Source organism: Streptomyces sp. NBC_01525, from assembly GCF_045040405.1.
Taxonomy (GTDB): Bacteria; Actinomycetota; Actinomycetes; order Streptomycetales; family Streptomycetaceae; genus Streptomyces; species Streptomyces benahoarensis.
Map to the genome: position 1 here is coordinate 882,992 of NZ_CP109397.1, position 17,865 is coordinate 900,856.

The window sequence follows — 17,865 nt, forward strand, 5'->3', positions numbered from 1 at the left end:
GCCGGATCGGTCGAGGTCGGGATCAGGGCCCGGCCGCCAGCCCCCAACCGGTCAGGCCGCCTCGCCCTCCGCCATGGCCTCATCCGCCGCAGGCCGGAGCAGTTCCGTGGCGAGGGTGCGGGCGCGGTCCGACCACGGGGCGGGGCGGAGGGCCTGCGGGTCGACGCGGACGATCACGCGGTGGCCCTGGGCGTAGGTCTCGGTGCCGTCGGCGGAACAGATGCGGAAGCCGTAGGTCATGCCGGTCCGGCCGAGGCGTTCGATCCAGAGGTGGGCGGCGTAGCCACCGGGGCGGGTGATCGGGCGCTCGTAGGAGACCTTCATCTCCTTGATCACGTTGCACATGTCGCTCGCGGCCGCCCAGTCGCCCTCGAAGGTGAAGCCGTGGCGGTGCCAGTGGTCGGCCCAGGCGCGTTCGGCCAGGACCGGGTAGCGGGAGTTGTGCAGCATGCCCAGGGCGTCGAGGTCGTCGAAGTGGACGGTGACGGGGACCAGTTGCCCGAACGGGACGGGGCGGGCGGGCTGGAGGGGTTCGACGCTCACGGGTGATGCTCCTGGGTGGTGCTGTGCAAATTGGCAGGAAACCATCGTAAGCGGCTGCTTACGGTGCCTGGTCCGGCGGGGACGTCCGCCCCCCGGAGGCAGGTAGCCGCGCGCGCCACGGTGCCCGGGAACACTGGGCTGGAGCGCCTTGCCGGTCCGCGGCGCCGAGACGTGGCCTCGGCTCGTACGACCGTTCCCGTTCCCACCTCTCTGCACCAAGGGGGTGGCGAGATCTGGCCTCTCCCGGAAGGCTCGGGCCGGGGCCCTGGACGAGGCGGGCCCGGGGCCGGGCGCCGTCCGCCGCATCCGTGCCGTGCGCGGTCCCGTGCCGTACGCACGCCGGGCGGGCCGCTCGCCGCGTCGGTCGGCACGACCGTTCCTCACCTCGATCCGCCCGCCCCGTAGCCGCCACCGTGACGCCCAAACCGATCATCGCCAGGCCGCCCGCGCCGCCGACCAGTGACAGGCGGCGGTCCGAGCGGGTGAGCCAGGTGCGGGCCGCGGAGGCGCACAGACCCCACAGGGTGTCCGTGACCAGCGCGATGGTGACCGGGATGAGGCCCAGCACCATCATCTGGACGGGGACGTGCGCCGTCGCGTGGTGGACGAACTGCGGGAGCACGGCGGCGAAGAAGACGATGCCTTTCGGGTTGGTGACGCCGACGAACGCGCCGTCCAGGACCGTGCGCAACTGAGTTGTCGGGCCGAACCTCCCGATCATTGCCCCCGCCGGACCACCGGGTACCCCCTCGTACGCGTACACCGGGCCCCGTACAGGCGCGGCGCCCCCGGGGAGAACCGGACGCGAGGGGAACGCGTCCCTCCGTGTACCGCCGTGCGGGCCCCGTGCCGGAAGCCCGGACGGCGGCGGTCCGGGGCGGCCGCTCGCCCGGCGGAACCGCTCGCCCACCGGCAGGAGAGGTCACGGTGCACGAACCTGACGCGCCCCCACCCCGTACATCCACCGTCCACGACGGCCCCGGGGAGCTGCGCCGGTTTCCCGACACGCGTCCGGCCGACTGGCTGGTGGAGCGGCTGCACGACGGGGACCTGCGGCCCGGCGATGTGGAGCTGCGGTTCCGGCCGCTCGGGCCGTTCGACCGCAGCGGTCTGGACGTCGTGATCGAGGTGCGGTCGAAGTGGTTCGAGAGCCGGGCCGCCAACCGTCAGGAGCGGGCGGACCAGCTGTACGAGGGCGTCACGGCCTCGACGGGGCTCCGCGAGGTCGGCGTCCATCTCTCACTCCCGGTCGCGGCGTGGTCCCAGGGGGAATGACGGGTGCGCCTGGCGGGTTCAGGGAGGCTTCCTGAAAGCTGACCGTCCTGAATCGGGCCGACATGCCCGCCCGGTTTCAGGAAGCCTTCCTGAAACCGGGCCATCCCGAGCCAGACCGATGCGCCCGCCCGGTTCAGGAACCCTTCCTGAAAGCCGCGCGCCTCTCGAACCGGCCCGGTACGCCCAGCCGCTTCAGGAACCCTCCCTGAAAGTCGCCCCGCCCGAACCACCCCGCCCCCCGATACGCCCGCCCGCTTCAGGAACCCTCCCTGAAAGCTGACCTCCCCGACCCGGCCGGGGTGCGCCACTCGTATGCCGCGCCCCGCCCCCCTTCGCGGATGCGGGGCCAAGGCACGTCAGTACCATGAACCTGTGGCACGCATCGTGCTTGTGGAGGACGACGAGACCATCGGTGACCGCCTCGCCAGGACACTGCGGGGTCTGGGGCACGACAGCACCTGGTGTCCCGACGCGGCCTCCGCGCGGGCCCGGGCGGCCCGTGGACCGGCCGATCTGGTGCTGCTGGACCTGGGACTGCCGGACGCCGACGGTTTCGAGCTCTGCCGGGAGCTGCGCGAGCGCCTGCCGGGCGCGGTCCTCGTGGTGCTGAGCGCCCGTACCGGCGAGATGGACGTCATCCAGGCGCTGGAGTCGGGCGCGGACGACTACCTCACCAAACCGTTCCGCCTGGCCGAGTTGCAGGCGCGGCTCGCCGCGCATCTGCGGCGCGCCGGGCCCGACGGTTCGGCCGGGGCGGCCCGGCCCCTGCGCCACGGGAAGCTGGAGATCGACCGGGCGGCCCGGCGATGTCTCACCCCGGAGGGCGAGACGGAGCTGCGGCCCAAGGAGTTCGACCTGCTGGTCCGGCTCGTCGCGTCCAGCGGGCAGGCCGTGAGCCGGGAGGAGCTGATGAGCGACGTGTGGGACGAGAACTGGTTCGGCCCCACCAAGACGCTCGACGTCCATGTCGCCGCGCTCCGCCGCAAGCTCGGCGGGATGATCCGGATCACGACGCTGCGGCACTACGGCTACCGCCTCGAACCCCCGACGGGCTGACCGTGCGCCGCCGCATCCTCCAGGCGAGTGTCATCGCGGTGGTCTGCGCGATCCTGCTGTTCTCGGTGCCGCTGGGGGTGGCGATCCTGCGGCTGTACCAGCAGGACGAGGTGCAGCACCTGCAGCAGGTGGCCGCCCGGGTGGCGGTGAACGTCCCGGCCGATGTACGGGGACACTGGGACCCGCTGGAGCTGCCGCCGCTGCGGCCCGGTACGCACGTCGGTGTCTACGACTCCGATGCCCATCTCGTCCGGGCGTCCGGCCCGCTGCGTACCGCCGGGCCGCCCAACGGCGATCTGCCGGTGCACAAGGCCCTGGAGGGCTCGGTCTCCTCGCACCGCGTCGGGAGCCGGCTGGTCGCCGCGGTCCCCGTGGGCACCTCGGAGCGGGTACGGGCCGTGGTGCGGGTCAGCTCCCCGGCCGACGGTCCGCTGCGCCGGGCGGCCGTGACCTGGGCCGGGATGCTGGCGCTCGCGGCGGTGGCGGTCGGCGTCGCCGTCGCGCTGTCGTTCCGCTCCAGCCGCAGCCTGGCCCGGCCGCTGGAGGAGCTGGCGACGACGGCCGGGCGCCTGGAGGACGGCGATCTGACCGCGCGCGCCACCGTCACCGGGCTGCCCGAGGCGGACGATGTGGCCCGGGCGCTCAACCGCGCCGCGCAGCGCGTGGCGGAGCTGCTGCGCCGGGAGCGGTCGTTCAGCGCCGACGCCTCCCACCAGCTGCGGACCGCGCTGACCCGGGTCCAGCTGGAGCTGGAGTCCGTACCGGCCGATGCGCCGCCCGCGGTGGCGCGGGCGGCGACGGACGCCGCGCTGGCCGCGCTGAGCGATATGGAGGCGACGCTCGGCGCGCTGCTGGACCTGGCGCGGGACGTGCCCGAGCGGGTGTCGCTCGACGTGGGTGCGCTGCTGGCCGACGCGGAGCGGCGCTGGCGGGACGAGCTGACGGCTGCGGACCGCCCGCTGCGGGTGACGGCCGAGGAAGATCTGCCGGAGGCGGTCGGTTCGGCGCGCGCCGGGCGGCAGGTGCTCGACGTCCTGCTGGCCAACGCGGTGGCGCACGGTACGGGCGCGGTGACGGTGACCGCGCGGGACGCCTCCGGGGTCGTCGCGGTGGACGTGGCGGACGAGGGCCCCGGCCTGCCCGAGGGGCTGGACGTGTTCGCCCGGCGCCAGGAGAACGACTCGGGCACCGGCCACGGCATCGGCCTCGCCCTCGCCCACTCCCTGGTCGAGGCGGAGGGCGGCCGCCTGATGGTCACCCGGCGGAGCCCGTACGCCCGTTTCACGTGGCTGATCGCCCGTGGGGGTGCGGACACCGGGGAGTGAACGGGGCGGCTCCCGGGGAGTGCGCACGGCGGGGCGCGCCGCCGTGCGCACTCCGTGCGGCGCGCCGCCGGGCCTCGCCTGTGGCGCGCCGCCGGGCCTCCCTCTGGGGCGCGTCTCGCCCGTACGCCGACGGCCCCCGCCCCGCCCCCCGTTCTCGCGAACGTCACACCCCACTCGACCGGGCGGGTGTCGCACATCACCCCTCCGATCTGCACTGATCGCCCCATATGCCCCTTATCGTCGGCATGGCCGGTCGCGTACGTCCGTCCGTACGTCCGTCCGTACATCCCTCCGTACCTTCCTCCGTCCGCACCGCCGGCATCCGCCGTCTCCCGGCATGTTCCGGGCAGGCGTCTTCCCCGGGCAACCCCGTCCGCAGGGCCGGTCCGGCCGGTGCGGCCGCCGGTTCCTGGCTCCCGCACGGATCGCGGTGGCGCCCGGCTTCTCAGCGAACAGGACTCATCCATGCCCCGCTCCCGTCCCACCCGTCGCGCCCGGGCCGCCGCCGTGGCCGTCGGCGTACTGCTCACCGCGCTCGGCGCCGCCGCCCCGGCCCTCGCCGTCACCGGGACCTACCCGTCCGGCGGCGGGCGGCACGGTTCCGCCGCCGTGGGCGGCGAGCGGGTCGTGTGCACCTCCGGTACGCCGGGCCTCGCGCCCACGCTGTCCCGGGACATCGCCGATGCGTTCCAGGGGCGCAAGGACACCCCGGCACTGGCCCTCTACGACGCGTCCACGCAGACCAGCTGCCGGTTCCGGGCCGATGCCGCCTACGACTCGGCGAGCGTGGTGAAGGTGACCGTGCTCGGCGCACTGCTGCGGCAGGCCCAGGAGGCGCACCGGCCGCTCACGGACCGGGAGGGGCAGCTGGCCACCGCGATGATCACCCGGTCGGACAACGCCGCCACCAGCAAGCTGTGGCGGCAGGTCGGACCCGACGGCATCCGGCACTTCCTCACCCTGGCCGGGATGACACACACCGTGCCGGGCGACGGACCGTCCTGGGGCCTGACCCAGATCACCGCCGACGACCAGCTCACCCTGATGCGCCTGCTGACCCACGACAACGAGGTCCTCGGGCCCGGCGCCCGTTCCTACGCCCTCAGGCTGATGGGGCACGTCGCCCCCGACCAGCGGTGGGGCGCCCCCGCCGGACACCCGGCCGACGCCACCGCGCAGGTCAAGAACGGCTGGCTGCCGCGTACCACCGACGGCTGGCGGGTGCACAGCGTCGCCGCCTTCACGGGCGGCGGCCACGACTACGGTCTGGCCGTCCTCTCCCGTGGGAACCCCACCATGGACTACGGCATCGCCACCATCGAGGCGGCGTCCCGCGTCATCCACCGCGACCTCGGCGCCGCCACCACCTGACCACCCCGGCCGCCCGCTCCCGGTACGCGCAGGCCGCGACGGCCGCCGGTCCGTCGACCCACACCGCGAGCGGCAGGTCCACCACCCACCACGGGCCGTTCCGTACCGGCCACGGGCCCGCGCCGATGCGCACCTCGGCGGGCCCGGAGGCGAAACCGACGCCGACGCCCTTGAGGTACGCCTCCTTACGGGTCCAGCAGCGGGCGCACGCAGCGGGACGGTCCGCCGCGGGCAGGGCCGCCAGCTCGGCACGCTCGCCGGGGTGCAGCAGCCGGGCGACCTCCTCGGCGCCGGACGCGGACGGCACCGCCTCCGCATCGACTCCCACCGGCACGTCCCCGAAGGCGAGGAGGACGGGCCCGCCGCCCCGGGAGAGCGAGAAGTGCAGCGGCGCGTCCGCCACCAGGGGCCTGCCGTGCGGGGCGCCGCAGTGCGGACACCGCTCCCGTACGAAGGTCATCGAGGCGGGGTCGCGCCCCAGGTACGCGCCGAGCAGCTCGTGGAGCAGCAGGTGGGCGGCGGTGTAGCGGGTCCGGGCCCGGGCCGGACGGAGCGCGGCGGCGCGGCGGCGTTCGTCGGCGGCGAGGACCGCGTGGGCCGTGTCCGGGCCGCGGGCGCGGAGATATCCGGCGGCGTCCGGCAGCAGCCACACCTCCGGGGTGCCCGGGCGCGGCGCGGTACCGGGAAGCGGGTCGCGGCCGACGACGCGGACCGCCGGGGTCCGGTTCATCCGGCCGCCTCCCGGCCGCCGCTGGGGTGCGCGGGTGCCAGGGGCCGGGTGGCCGGGGACCGTCGGCCTCCGCTGGCTGCCGGGACACCCGGCAGCGGCTCCGCGCCGCCATGGGCCCGGGCGGGCGCCCGGCCCACCACGGTCCGCCGGCCGATCCGGCCGGACGCGCCCGCCGCCACGGGGACCGGCAACGCGGACATCACCGTGCCGGGCCGGTCGTGGAAGGACGACCTGACGTGCACGGTCACCCCGTACCGGGCCGCGTACTCCACGCTGCGCAGCGCCAGCACCTCGGCGCCGTCGGCGGCCAGCCGCCGCATCGCCGCGTACGTGACATGGCGCAGCAGCCGGGCCGACGGGTCGGTGCGCGGGTCGGCGGTGTAGACGCCGTCGACGTCGGTGCAGATCTCGCAGACGTCGGCCTTGAGGGCCGCGGCGAGGGCGATGGCCGTGGTGTCGGAGCCGCCGCGGCCCAGCGTGGTGACCTCGCCGGTCTCGCGGCAGCGCCCCTGGAATCCGGCGACGAACGGGATCTCCCCGCGGTCGAGCGCCAGCCGCACCCGGCGCGGTTCGACCGCGACGATGCGGGCGTCACCGTGGATGGTGGTCGTCAGGACACCGGCCTGCGGGCCGGTGAACGAGCGGGCCGGGATGCCGAGCGCGGCGGTGGCCATCGCGGTCAGCGCGTTCGCGATCTGCTCGCCCGCCGTCAACACCATGTCGAGTTCGCGGGGGACGGGGTCGGGGCTCACCTCGCCCGCCAGGTGGAGCAGTTCCTCGGTGGTGGCGCCCATGGCGGAGACCACCACGACGACGTCGTGGCCCGCGTCGTGCGCCGCGACGACGCGGGCGGCGACGTGGCGGATCCGCTCCGGGCTCCCCACCGAGGTCCCGCCGTACTTCTGGACGATGAGCGCCATGGTGGCTCCTTCCAGGGCGGTTCAGAATGCCGCGCCCGCGCGGGGGCGGCAGGCGACGGTGACGGCGTCGCGGACGATCGCGCACGCGGTGTCCACGACCTCGGCGGTGACGTTGAGCGGTGGCAGCAGACGGACGACGGCGTCGTCGCGGCCGCCGAGTTCGACGATCAGGCCGTGCCGCAGCGCGAGGGCCTGGACGGCGGCCGCGGCCTCGGTCGCGGGCCGTCCGTCGGCCGGGTCGGCCAGTTCGATGCCGCGGATCAGGCCGCGGCCGCGGACGTCGCGGACCCAGGGGTGGTCGGCGAGCGGCGCCAGCCGGTCCGCGCACTGACGGCCCCGCGCCCGGACGTTGCCGAGCACGTCGTCGCGCCGCATGATCCGGACCGTCTCCACGCCCGCGGCGAACGCCGGCTGGTCGCCGCGGAAGGTGCCGATGTGCGCGCCCGGCTCCCAGACGTCGAGCGCGGCGTCATAGAGGATCAGGGCGACCGGCAGGCCGACGCCGCTGAGGGCCTTCGACGCCACGATGACGTCGGGTTCGATGCCGTACTGCTCGAACGCGAACCAGGTGCCGGTACGGCCGCAGCCGGTCTGCACCTCGTCGGCGATCAGCGGGATCCCCAGGGCGCGGGTCAGCTCCCGTACCCGGCGGACGAACGCGGTGCGGGCCGGGACGCTGCCGCCCTCGCCCTGGACCAGTTCGATCAGGACAGCCGCGGGCAGCGGAACGCCGCTGGTGCTGTCGGTCAGGGCGCGCTCCAGCTGGTCGGCGCAGCGCCGGGAGCAGCCGTCGGGGCCCGGGCCCTCCGGGCAGCGGCCGGGGCCGCAGTACGGGAAGAAGTGGACGCCGGACATGCCCCCGCGCACGGCGTCCTTCCGGGCCACCGGGCCGCTGAGTGCCGTCGTGGCGTAGGTGGTGCCGTGGAAGGCGCCCTGGAAGGCGACGACGTCGGACCGGCCGGTGGCGATCTGGCAGAGTTTGACGGCCGCCTCGACGGCGTTGGCGCCGGTCGGACCGCAGAAGTGCAGCTTCGTACGGTGGCGCAGCCCGGGCGCCAGCATGGACAGCTGGGCCTGGGTGAAGGCGTCCTTGACGGGCGTGGGGAAGTCCAGGCCGTGGGTGAGGACGCCGAGTTGCCGGGCGGCGGCGCGCAGGAGTTCGGGGTGGTTGTGGCCGAGCGGGAGCACCCCGGCGCCGTCGAGGAAGTCGATGAAGACGTTGCCGTCGACGTCCCGTACGTAGGGGCCGTCGCCGTCGGCGAGCGCGATCGGCAGATGGCGCGGGTAGACGCGGGCCGCGGACTCCCAGCGCTCCTGGCGGGCGAGGAGTTCGGCGGAGCGCGGGCCGGGGAGGTCACCGGCGACGTGCGGGCCGGTCACCGCGCCGGACGGCGAGAACGTGATCAAGGGGGGCGTGGCGAGGGTGCTCATGGACGTGCTCCACGGGGAGTGCGGGGCGGATCGGCGGGCCGGACGCCGGGGCGGAGGGTGGCCGGGATGCCCCGCCACCGGGTCTCCTCGGGCAGCGCCTCGCCCTTCATCACCAGCGACAGGGCGTCCAGGGACGCGCCCCGGGCGACGCAGGCGTCGTAGAGGACGACGGAGCGGATGCCCACGGACGCGCCGCGGTCGACGGTGACCCGGGACATCTTCATCACCCGGTCCTCGAAGAGGTGGGTCTGCAGGGAGGTGAACTGGCCGACGGACGCGTCGTCCGCCACATTCACCAGGTCGAATTCGGTGAGGAAGGTGGTGGACAGCCACACCCGGCGGCCCATCCGGGCGCCGAAGAGGCGCAGCAGCAGCGGCGCCCAGGGCGTGCCGAGCAGGAAGTTCACCGCGGTCGGCACGACCAGGTTCTCGTAGAGGCCGGTGACCAGTTCGGTGCGGCGTACCCACATGCTCCACAGCGGCTCGACGCGAGGCCGGTACCCGCCGACGACCAGCCATTTGACGGCCACCGCGGCGAGGACGCCGGACAGCGAGGTGGCCATCAGCACCACGGGCATGACGAGGAAGAGCACCACCGGCGGGAGGGCCGCGGCGAGGGCGAGGGAGACGTAGTACCCGCCGAGGACGGAGAGGAGGCCGAGGGCCGGCGGCAGCGTCACCCGGAAGTACTCGACGGCGAGGCGGGCGAGCACCCGGCCGCGGGTCGGGGCGTAGGTCAGCCGCTCGGGGAAGCCGGGGCTGGCCTCGCGGCGCGGCAGGAAGATCGCGGGCGAGCCCAGCCAGGTCGTCTCGGGGGCGATCGGTTCGGCGGGGGCCACGGAGTGGACGCCGAGGAGGCTGTTGTCGCCCATCCGGCCCGAGCCGGGCAGCAGGGCGCCGTTGCCGACGAAACTGCGGCGGCCCACCCGCGCGGGGGCCAGCGCGAGGTGCCCGCGGTGGAAGACGGCCGGGCCCACCACGCTGACGTCGGCGACGAAGCTCTCCGGACCGACCCGGAGCATGTCGGGGTCGACGAAGGTGACCGTGGCGACCTCCGCCCGGTGCCCGGTGCGGGCCCCGAGACCGCGCAGGAACGGGATGACGTAGAGGGTGGAGTACAGCGCCTGGGTGAAGGTCAGGCTCATCATCATCATGCCGTCGCCCAGCCACTTACGGAGCCCGAAGCCGCTGCGCTCGGGGTGGACGCCGGGGCGGGCGACGGGCATGACGGCCCGCTTGACGGCGAGGACGGCGGCGCAGCTGGTGAGGACCATCAGCGGCGCGGCCCCCGCGGCGGCGAGGCAGCCCCAACCGACGCCGTCGCCATGGGCCGTGGCGATGACGAACCAGCCGCCGCACTCGATGATCAGCAGCGGCAGGAACAGCAGGAACACCGCGCCGAGCGCGAACCCGGCCACCACCGGGAGGGGCCAGCGGCGGTCGTCCGGGCGGGCGCCGAGGTCCGCCAGCAGGGGCGGCGGGGCGGCCTGGCGGGTGGCCGGGGAACCCGACCGGTGTTCCCCGGCCGGGATCTCGGTGTCCTCGGGCACGAGGGACTGCTCCCCCACCGTGGCGCCGTCGCCGAGGACCGCGCCGGGCAGCACCACGCTGTTGGTGCCGATGCCGCATCCGGCGCCGATCCGGACGGGGGCGAGCCGCAGCCACCCGCCCTCGACGGTGTGCACCTCGACACGGGCGCCGTAGCCGAGGGTGGTGCCCGCGCCGATCGTCACCAGCGACGGCGGCGCGATGACGGTCCCCAGATGGCAGTGGCGGCCGATGCGGGCGCCGAGCAGCCGCAGCATCGGCGGCAGCAGCGGCGACCCGGTCAGCAGGATCAGCGGCGAGAGGACGAGCAGCTTGTGGGCCAGCCAGAACCGTAGATAGACCACGCCCCACAGCGGATACCGGCCCGGCCGGACGCCCGCCATCAGCAGACGACTGAGGGCCATCGGCACCACCAGCAGGCTCAGCACCAGCCACCCGGCTTCCATGGCGATCAGGGTGTCCAGCGGCAGCCCCGCGACGGTGTCCAGGGCGCTGCCCGCCAGGGGCGCGCGGACCGGCAGGTCCCAGATGTCGCAGAGCCGGTACAGCGCGACGAGCGCGGCGAGCGCGGGCAGCAGCAGCCAGACGTAGAGCCCGGCCGCCTGCGCGAGGCCGCAGGCCAGCACCCGGAGGGTGGAGTGGCGCAGCGGGGCGGGGGGCGGCGGGGCGCCCGGTGCCTGGGGTTCCTCGGGTGCGGTGGCCGTCGCGGTGGCGTACGCCGCGAGGTCGCGCACGGTGGGGTGGGCGTAGAGGTCGCCCATGGCGAGGCCGCGCAGGTCCGGGTCCTGCCGCATCCGGGAGATCAGTCGGGCGGCGGTCATGGAGTGGCCGCCCAGATCGCCGAAGAAGTCGTCGTCGGTGGAGATCGCGCCGCCGCCCAGGGCGTCCTGCCAGAGCGCGGCCATCCGGCGTTCCAGGGGTGTGCGGGGCGCGGTGGGCGGCCGGGCGCGGCGGCCCAGCGGCGGGGAGACGGGCGGCGGGAGGGCGGCGCGGTCGACCTTGTCGGCGGTGAGCAGCGGGAACGCGGACAGCACCTCGACGAAGGTGGGGATCATGTACGCGGGCAGCTTGCGGCGGAGCGCCCCGTGCAGCCGCTCGCGCAGCGCGTCGTCGTCCTCGGTGCCCGCCGGGGGCCTCCGGGTGACATAACCCGTCAGGTCCTGGGCGGTGCCGTCGCGGGCGCGCGGGACGACCACGGCGTTCTCGACGGCGGCGTCCTCCCGCAGCACCTCCTCGATCTCGCCCAGTTCGACGCGGTAGCCGCGGATCTTGACCTGGTTGTCGATCCGGCCCAGGTACGCGATCTCCCCGGACGGGGTGACGCGGCCGCGGTCGCCGGTGCGGTAGATGCGCGGTGCCTCGGCGCGGTCGCGGGTCACCGGGTTGGTCCGGAAGCGGTCCGCGGTGAGGTCGGCGCGGCGGACGTAGCCGAGGGCGACGCCCGGCCCGCCGATGCAGATCTCACCGCTCTCGCCGCGCGCGACGGGCCGCAGCGCCTCGTCGAGGAGGTAGACGCGGTAGCCGGGCAACGGGGTGCCGATGGTGACCGGCCGGTCCGGGGTGAGTTCGGCGCAGGTGGCCGTCACCGTCGTCTCCGTGGGGCCGTACGCGTTGAGGATGCGGCGGCCGGGCCGCGACCAGCTGCGGACGAGTCCGGGCGGGCAGGCTTCCCCGCTGACGAGGAGGGTGCGCAGCGCCGGGAGCTGCGGGTCGAGGGTGGTGAGCAGCGTGGGGACGCAGCAGAGCACGGTGATCGCGCGCTCGGTGAGGAAGGCAGTGAGTTCCGGTCCGGCGCGGCGGGCCTCCTCCGGTCCGGCGACGAGGGTGGCCCCGGCCATCCAGGCGGGCCAGATCTCCTCCAGCGCGAAGTCGAAGGCGAGGGAGAGGCCCTGGTGGACGCGGTCGTGGTCGGTGACGCCGTAGAGCGGGGCGGCGGCGCGCAGGAAGGCGACGATGTTCGCCCGGGAGACGGCGACGCCCTTGGGGCGGCCGGTGGTGCCGGAGGTGTAGATGACGTAGCACTCGTCGGACGGGTCCTCGGGGGTCTCGGGCCGGGTGTCCGGGGCGCGGGCGAGGGTGTCGGCGGCGCGGTCCAGTGCCAGCACGGGGCAGGGCAGCTCCCGGGTGCGGTCGTCCAGCGACGCGGTGGTGACCAGGTCGTGCAGTCCGCAGTCGGTGGCGATGAAGGCCAGGCGGTCGGCGGGGAACGACACATCGAGCGGGACGTAGGAGGCGCCGCTCTTGAGGACGGCGAGCAGCGTGACGTAGGTGGCCGGGGAGCGTTCCAGCAGGATGCCGACGCGGCGGCCGGGTCCGGCGCCGCGGTCGCGCAGCAGGTGGGCGAGGCGGTTGGCGCGCCGGTCGAGTTCGCGGTAGGTCAGGCTGTCGGCGCCGCATTCGACGGCGAGGTGCGAGGGGTCGCGGTCGCAGGAGAGGGCGAAGAAGTCGGCCGGTCCGCCGGCGTCGGGCGGTGCCGGGCCGCCGGCGTCCGGTGGTGCGGTTCCCCCGGTCCGTGCCGGGATGCGGTGCGGTGTGCCCGTCGCGGAAGAGGCGCCGTGCGCGGTGGACACCGACATGAGGTTCCCTTTTCCTCGGAGACGACTTCCGGGCACACCGGGCCCCGCCCGCGGACCCGCCCACCGGGCCCGGGGCCCCGGACCCGGTCCGGAATCCCTTGACGCTGCCGATGCTACGGAGCGGCGGGCCAGGGCCCGGTGCGGTGCGGGTTAGGGCGGCGTAAACATCTGAACGGTTCTGGATGTGGGGCTCCGGCTGTACGGCGCGGGCGGGCTCGCGCGGGGCGGGACGCAGGCCGGGACGGGACCGGGCGAGGCGGGACGCGGGCCCGGACGGGAAAGCCGCGGGCCCGGACGCACATGCGGGCGGGGCGGACACCGGGCTCCCGCCCGTGCCCGCCCCGCCCGTCGGGTGGCGCCGCCGCCTCAGTCGTCCTTCCCCGTCGACCCGTCGTACTCCGTGGTCCCCGCGTCGAGGAGCGGCGCGCCGCGCCGGCCCGCCGTGCGGGAGAGCCAGCGCAGACTGTGGTAGCCGGTGAGGACGATGAGCGTGCCCAGGGCGATGCCGCCCAGCTCGAAGTTGTCGCTGATCTTCAGGGAGACGCCGCCGATGGCGATGACGATGCCCGCCGCCGCCGGGATGAGGTTCAGCGGCACCGTGAAGTCGACCTTGTTACGGATCCAGATCTGCGCGCCGAGCAGGCCGATCATGCCGTAGAGGATGACGGTGATACCGCCGAGGACGCCGCCGGGGATCGCCGCGACCACGGCGCCGAACTTCGGGCACAGGCCGAAGAGCAGGGCGAACACCGCCGCCGCCGTGTACGCGGCGGTCGAGTAGACGCGGGTCGCGGCCATCACGCCGATGTTCTCCGCGTAGGTGGTGGTGGCCGGGCCGCCGACCGCCGTGGAGAGGACGGTGGCCGTGCCGTCGGCGACGATCGCCATGCCCATCTTGTCGTCCAGCGAATCGCCGGTCATCTCCCCGACCGCCTTGACGTGCCCGGCATTCTCGGCGACCAGCGCCACCAGGACGGGCAGCGCGACGAGGATCGCGGACGCGGAGAAGTTCGGGGCGTGGAAGGTCGGCAGGCCGATCCAGTCGGCCTTGGCGACGCCGGAGAAGTCGATGCGCCAGTGGTCGGTGATCTTGCCGGAGCCGCCGGCGGAGTGAATCTGCCCGGCGGTGCGGTCCAGGACCCAGGACAGCGCATAGCCGAAGAGCAGCCCGAGGAAGATCGCGATCCGCGACCAGAACCCGCGGAGCACGACCAGCGCGAGACCGGTGAAGAGCATCGTCGCTAGCGCCGTCCACTGGTCCTGCGGCCAGTACGTCGAGGCGGTGACGGGCGCGAGGTTGAAGCCGATGAGCATGACGACCGCGCCGGTCACCGGCGGCGGCAGCACCGCGTGGATGACGCGGGCGCCCAGGATGTGGATGGCGATACCGCACCCGGCCAGGCACGCGCCGACCACCAGCATCGCGCCGGTGAGGGTGCCCGCGTCACCGCCCTGGCCCGCGATGACCGCGGAGACGCCGACGAAGGAGAGGGAGGAGCCGAGGTAGCTGGGGATCCGGCCGCGCGTCATGAGCATGAAGAGCATGGTGGCCACGCCGGACGCCATGAGGGCGAGACCCGGGTCCAGCCCCATGAGCACCGGCGCGACGAAGCACGCCCCGATCATCGACACGACGTGCTGCGCGCCGAGCCCGATCGTCCGCCCCCAGGTGAGGCGCTCCCCGGGTTTGACCACCTCCCCCGGCTCCAGGTGACGCCCGTCTCCGTGCAGCTTCCACCCGAAACCAGCCATGATCACTCTCCACATCTGCGCCGCCCTGCACGTCACAGAGCCGAGGTGATTCATAGTCGAACGATCGCTTCTGGACAAACTGACCGCAGGAAGAGCCCGGGTGTCCCCCGGCCGGTACGGCGCGCCGCGGACGGCCCGGAACGCTCCCGGACCGCTCGTGGCGGATCAGTGACCGAACCGCTTCACGGCCTCGTAGTACGTCCACGCCAGCGCGGAGCAGGACTTCTTCTTGGCACCGGTGTAGCGCGTGCACACCCGGCGGAGGTCCGCGTGGAGCATGGTGTCGAGCCGGGGCTTGTTCGCGGCGAAGGTTCCGGCCGCCTTGTGGTTGCGGTAGCCGAAGTCGTGGTGGGCGCAGGACATCCGGAACGGGAAGCCGAACGGGTTGTCGGGCGAGGAGGAGCAGTAGTCGGTGGACCAGTCGAAGCCGTACGCGGACCACTTCGCCCGGTGCACGCGGGCGGTCGCCCACTGTGTGTAGCTCGTCGGTCCGGTCTGCGTCCAGCGCGTCAGTACCTGCGGTTTGTCGGCCGGTACGGCCTGTGCGGGGGCCGCCGCGACGAGCGTCGCGGACAGGGCCAGAAGCGGGGCGGTCAGGGCGGCGGTGCGCCGTCGGAACATGCCAACCTCCGGTGTCCGGCGCCGCGTTGGCGCGGGATGCAGCCACGCGCGCCGGAAGTATGCGGTTCTCAAGGGCCGTTACCCTCCCCGCCGCAGCGGCTGCGGTCACAAGAGGGCGCGCCGGTAATTACCCCGTTCCGGTCAAAGCCACACAGGATTGCACATAGTTCCCCCGGACGGTGCCACGCTGAGCCGATGACGACCACTCAGCAACGCGCCACGGCCGTCCCGTCCGCGCGCGGGACCCGCGGTCCGGCGGCCGTCCGGTCCCGGCTGCGGGCCGCGGCGGGCGCACTGCCGGACGGTGACGGCGTGGCCGTCTTCACCCGCGCCTGCCTTGCGGCGACGCGACAGACGGACGCGGCGGGCCACGCGGGGCTGTTCCCGGGGGTGGCGGGCGCGGGCGAGTTGGAGCTGCGGCTGGCGCGGCGGTACGCGGCGGCGGTGGACGCGGCGGCCGTCGGGCTGCCGGTACCGGCCTGCTGGCGGCCGCTGTTCCAGCTACGGCACCATCCGGGCGTGCGGCCGCTGCAGTTCGCGCTGGCCGGGCTCAATGCGCAGGTCGGGCACGATCTGGTGCTCGCGGTGGTCGACGCCTGCCAGGCGCTGGGGTGCGAACCGGCCCGGCTGGAGAGCGACTTCGACCGGCTGGGCGCGGCACTGACCGGTCTGGAGGAGCACATCCGCGAGCATCTCGCGCCCGGTCCCGAGACGCTGGACGTCACCGATCCGCTGGCGCATCTGGCCGGGGTGTGGAGTCTGGAGCGGGCACGGGAGGGGGCGTGGGCCGCGGCGCGGATGCTGTGGGGCGCGCGGCGGGCGCCGGAGTTCGCGCGGGAATGCGCCGAGCGGCTGGACGCGGGCACCGGTCTGGTGGGCCGCTGTCTGCTGACGCCACCGCCGGGACCGCTGGGCAGACGGTCCGGGCGGGGCGGATCAGGGTGGGTTCCTGAGAGTGTGACGACGCCGCTGACACTCGCGGGCGAGGTCGTCAGTCCTCCGGGAGTTCCACCGGCGCGATGGCGTCGTAGACGTCGCCGGGGCCGGGGTTGGTGGCGTCGGTGGCACCGCCGAAGTGGTGCATGACGCCCCACACCGCGTTCAGCGCGGTCTGCACGGCGCCCTCGGCCCAGCCCGCCGTCCAGGAGATGTCGTCGCCCGCGAGGAAGAGTCCCCGCTTGTCCTCGGGCAGGCGGTCCTGCATGAAGTGGGTGAACAGGCGCCGCTGGTAGCGGTAGTGGCCGGGCAGGTTGGCCTTGAACGCGCCCATGAAGTAGGGCTCGTTCTCCCAGGAGACGGTGACCGGGTTGCCGATGATGTGCTTGCGGATGTCGACCTTCGGATAGATCTCGGCCAGCGACTTCAGCATGACCTCCATCCGCTCGTGGGCGTCCAGCGGCAGCCACTTCAGGCTGTCGTCGCACCAGGTGTACGAGAGGCAGATGACGGCGGGCTCGTCCGGGCCGTTGTCGAGGAGGTAGGTGCCGCGGGTCATCCGGTCGGTGAGCGTCATCGACATGACGTCCCGGCCCGTCTCCTCGTCCTTGTCCCGCCAGAACGGCCGGTCCACGGGGACGAACAGCTTGGACGACTCCATGTAGTGGGTGCGCTCCACCGCCGTCCAGTGGTCTATGGGCAGCAGCGCGTCGTCGCAGTCGATCTTCGACAGCAGCATCCAGGACTGCGCGGTGAAGACCGCCGCCTCGTACGTGCGGATGTCGCCGGTGGCGTCGGTGACGGTGATGCGGTTCCCGGCGGTGCGGTGCAGCCGGGTCACGGCCGGGCGGGGCGCGCCGCCGTGCAGCGAGGCGAGGGAGGTGCCCGGCGCCCAGTGGAGGATCTTGCCCGGCTCGCGCTCCCACAGGCGCAGCGGGAGCTGCTGGCTGCCGCCGACGATGCCGCGGTGGTGGTCGTCGGCCTCGGTGTAGACGACCCGCAGGATCTCCAGGATGGAGTTGGGAAAGTCGGTGTCCCAGCCGCCGGTGCCGAAGCCGACCTGGCCGAAGATCTCCCGGTGGCGGAAGGACCGGAACGCCTCGGAGTCGCAGAGGAAGCCGTAGAACGTCTGGTTGTCGAGCTTCTCGACGAGGCGGGACCAGATCTCCCGGATCCGCGGCACGTCCCGCTCGCGGAGGGCGCGGTTCATGCCGGAGAAGTCGGCGCCCTCCTCCAGGCAGGCGTTCCAGGCATCCATGACCCGGTGGTAGACCTCGGGCAGGTCCTCGACGGTACGGGCGTAGTGCGACTCGCCCTTGAGGTCGACGACGGTGGAGGGGGTGTCCGGCGCCAGCGGGTTGGGGAACGGCGTGGTCGTCAGGCCCGCCAGGTCGATGTAGTGCTGGAGCGCGGTGGACGACGGCGGGAAGCGCATCGCGCCCATCTCGGCGGTCAGCGAGGAGTCGCAGCCCTCGAAGCCGACGGTCCGCAGCCGTCCGCCGATCTCGTCCGCCTCGTAGACGACGGGCTTGAGGCCCATCTTCATCAGCTCGTAGGCGGTGACGATGCCGGAGAGACCGCCGCCGATGACGGCGACCTCCTTGCCGTGCTCGGTCGCCGGGACCTGGCCGAGGCCCGCCGGGTGCGCGAGGAAGTCGTCGTACGCGTACGGGAAGTCCGGGCCGAACATGGTGATCGGCGGCTGGGCGTCCGCGTGGTGGGCGGCGGTGGGCACCGTGGACGTCATCGGGTACGGCTCCTTGCAGGGCGGGGCGGAACGG

At 74.1% G+C, this 17,865-nt stretch carries 13 protein-coding genes and 1 pseudogene; 5 read left to right on the forward strand and 9 right to left on the reverse strand.

Annotated features, from left to right (window positions below; translation table 11 throughout):
* Positions 1-51: 51 nt before the first annotated feature.
* Entirely contained in the window at positions 52-543 is a 492-nt protein-coding gene (locus OG422_RS03950) for an acyl-CoA thioesterase (RefSeq protein ID WP_405739729.1), read from the reverse strand.
* Positions 544-931: 388 nt separating this feature from the next.
* Positions 932-1,237: pseudogene (locus OG422_RS03955) on the reverse strand (LysE family translocator); the annotation flags it as partial.
* 233 nt (positions 1,238-1,470) lie between these two features.
* Between OG422_RS03955 and OG422_RS03960 the strand changes: the two are divergent.
* The 4 genes from OG422_RS03960 to OG422_RS03975 all read left to right on the forward strand — a co-directional run bounded on the left by OG422_RS03960 (position 1,471) and on the right by OG422_RS03975 (position 5,570).
* Positions 1,471-1,818, forward strand: coding sequence for a hypothetical protein (locus OG422_RS03960; protein ID WP_405739732.1), 348 nt, complete (start codon positions 1,471-1,473; stop codon positions 1,816-1,818).
* 372 nt (positions 1,819-2,190) lie between these two features.
* The gene (locus tag OG422_RS03965) at positions 2,191-2,874 is read left to right on the forward strand and encodes a response regulator transcription factor (protein ID WP_143944820.1); all 684 of its coding nucleotides are present in this window, start codon (positions 2,191-2,193) and stop codon (positions 2,872-2,874) included.
* Between the two features lie 2 nt (positions 2,875-2,876).
* Entirely contained in the window at positions 2,877-4,199 is a 1,323-nt protein-coding gene (locus OG422_RS03970) for an ATP-binding protein (RefSeq protein WP_405739736.1), read from the forward strand.
* Positions 4,200-4,664: 465 nt separating this feature from the next.
* On the forward strand, positions 4,665-5,570 hold the full coding sequence (locus OG422_RS03975) for a serine hydrolase (protein ID WP_405739739.1): 906 nt from the start codon (positions 4,665-4,667) through the stop codon (positions 5,568-5,570).
* Here the strand turns inward: OG422_RS03975 and OG422_RS03980 are convergent.
* The 6 genes from OG422_RS03980 to OG422_RS04005 form a co-directional block, all read right to left on the reverse strand.
* The gene (locus tag OG422_RS03980) at positions 5,536-6,300 is read right to left on the reverse strand and encodes a 4'-phosphopantetheinyl transferase family protein (RefSeq protein WP_405739741.1); all 765 of its coding nucleotides are present in this window, start codon (positions 6,298-6,300) and stop codon (positions 5,536-5,538) included. The genes OG422_RS03975 and OG422_RS03980 overlap by 35 nt on opposite strands.
* Entirely contained in the window at positions 6,297-7,220 is a 924-nt protein-coding gene (locus OG422_RS03985) for an aspartate kinase (RefSeq protein ID WP_405739744.1), read from the reverse strand. Before OG422_RS03985 ends, OG422_RS03980 begins: the two co-directional genes overlap by 4 nt.
* Before the next feature lie 21 nt (positions 7,221-7,241).
* Positions 7,242-8,651: an aspartate aminotransferase family protein gene (locus OG422_RS03990; protein ID WP_405739747.1), complete on the reverse strand. Its 1,410-nt coding sequence runs from the start codon at positions 8,649-8,651 to the stop codon at positions 7,242-7,244.
* The gene (locus tag OG422_RS03995; protein ID WP_405739750.1) at positions 8,648-12,775 is read right to left on the reverse strand and encodes a Pls/PosA family non-ribosomal peptide synthetase; all 4,128 of its coding nucleotides are present in this window, start codon (positions 12,773-12,775) and stop codon (positions 8,648-8,650) included. The genes OG422_RS03990 and OG422_RS03995 overlap by 4 nt, the downstream gene beginning before the upstream one ends.
* 366 nt (positions 12,776-13,141) lie before the next feature.
* The gene (locus tag OG422_RS04000) at positions 13,142-14,527 is read right to left on the reverse strand and encodes a uracil-xanthine permease family protein (protein ID WP_405739753.1); all 1,386 of its coding nucleotides are present in this window, start codon (positions 14,525-14,527) and stop codon (positions 13,142-13,144) included.
* Positions 14,528-14,692: 165 nt separating this feature from the next.
* Positions 14,693-15,148 carry a phospholipase gene (locus OG422_RS04005; protein ID WP_405739756.1) on the reverse strand — a complete coding sequence of 152 codons (456 nt, stop codon included), beginning with the start codon at positions 15,146-15,148 and terminating at the stop codon, positions 14,693-14,695.
* Between the two features lie 195 nt (positions 15,149-15,343).
* Here OG422_RS04005 and OG422_RS04010 point away from each other — a divergent pair, with 195 nt between their 5' ends.
* The gene (locus tag OG422_RS04010; RefSeq protein WP_405739759.1) at positions 15,344-16,234 is read left to right on the forward strand and encodes a DUF5995 family protein; all 891 of its coding nucleotides are present in this window, start codon (positions 15,344-15,346) and stop codon (positions 16,232-16,234) included.
* On the opposite strand, the gene OG422_RS04015 is transcribed toward OG422_RS04010, so the two are convergent.
* The gene (locus tag OG422_RS04015; protein WP_405739762.1) at positions 16,140-17,831 is read right to left on the reverse strand and encodes a flavin monoamine oxidase family protein; all 1,692 of its coding nucleotides are present in this window, start codon (positions 17,829-17,831) and stop codon (positions 16,140-16,142) included. The genes OG422_RS04010 and OG422_RS04015 overlap by 95 nt on opposite strands.
* Between the last annotated feature and the right edge of the window lie 34 nt (positions 17,832-17,865).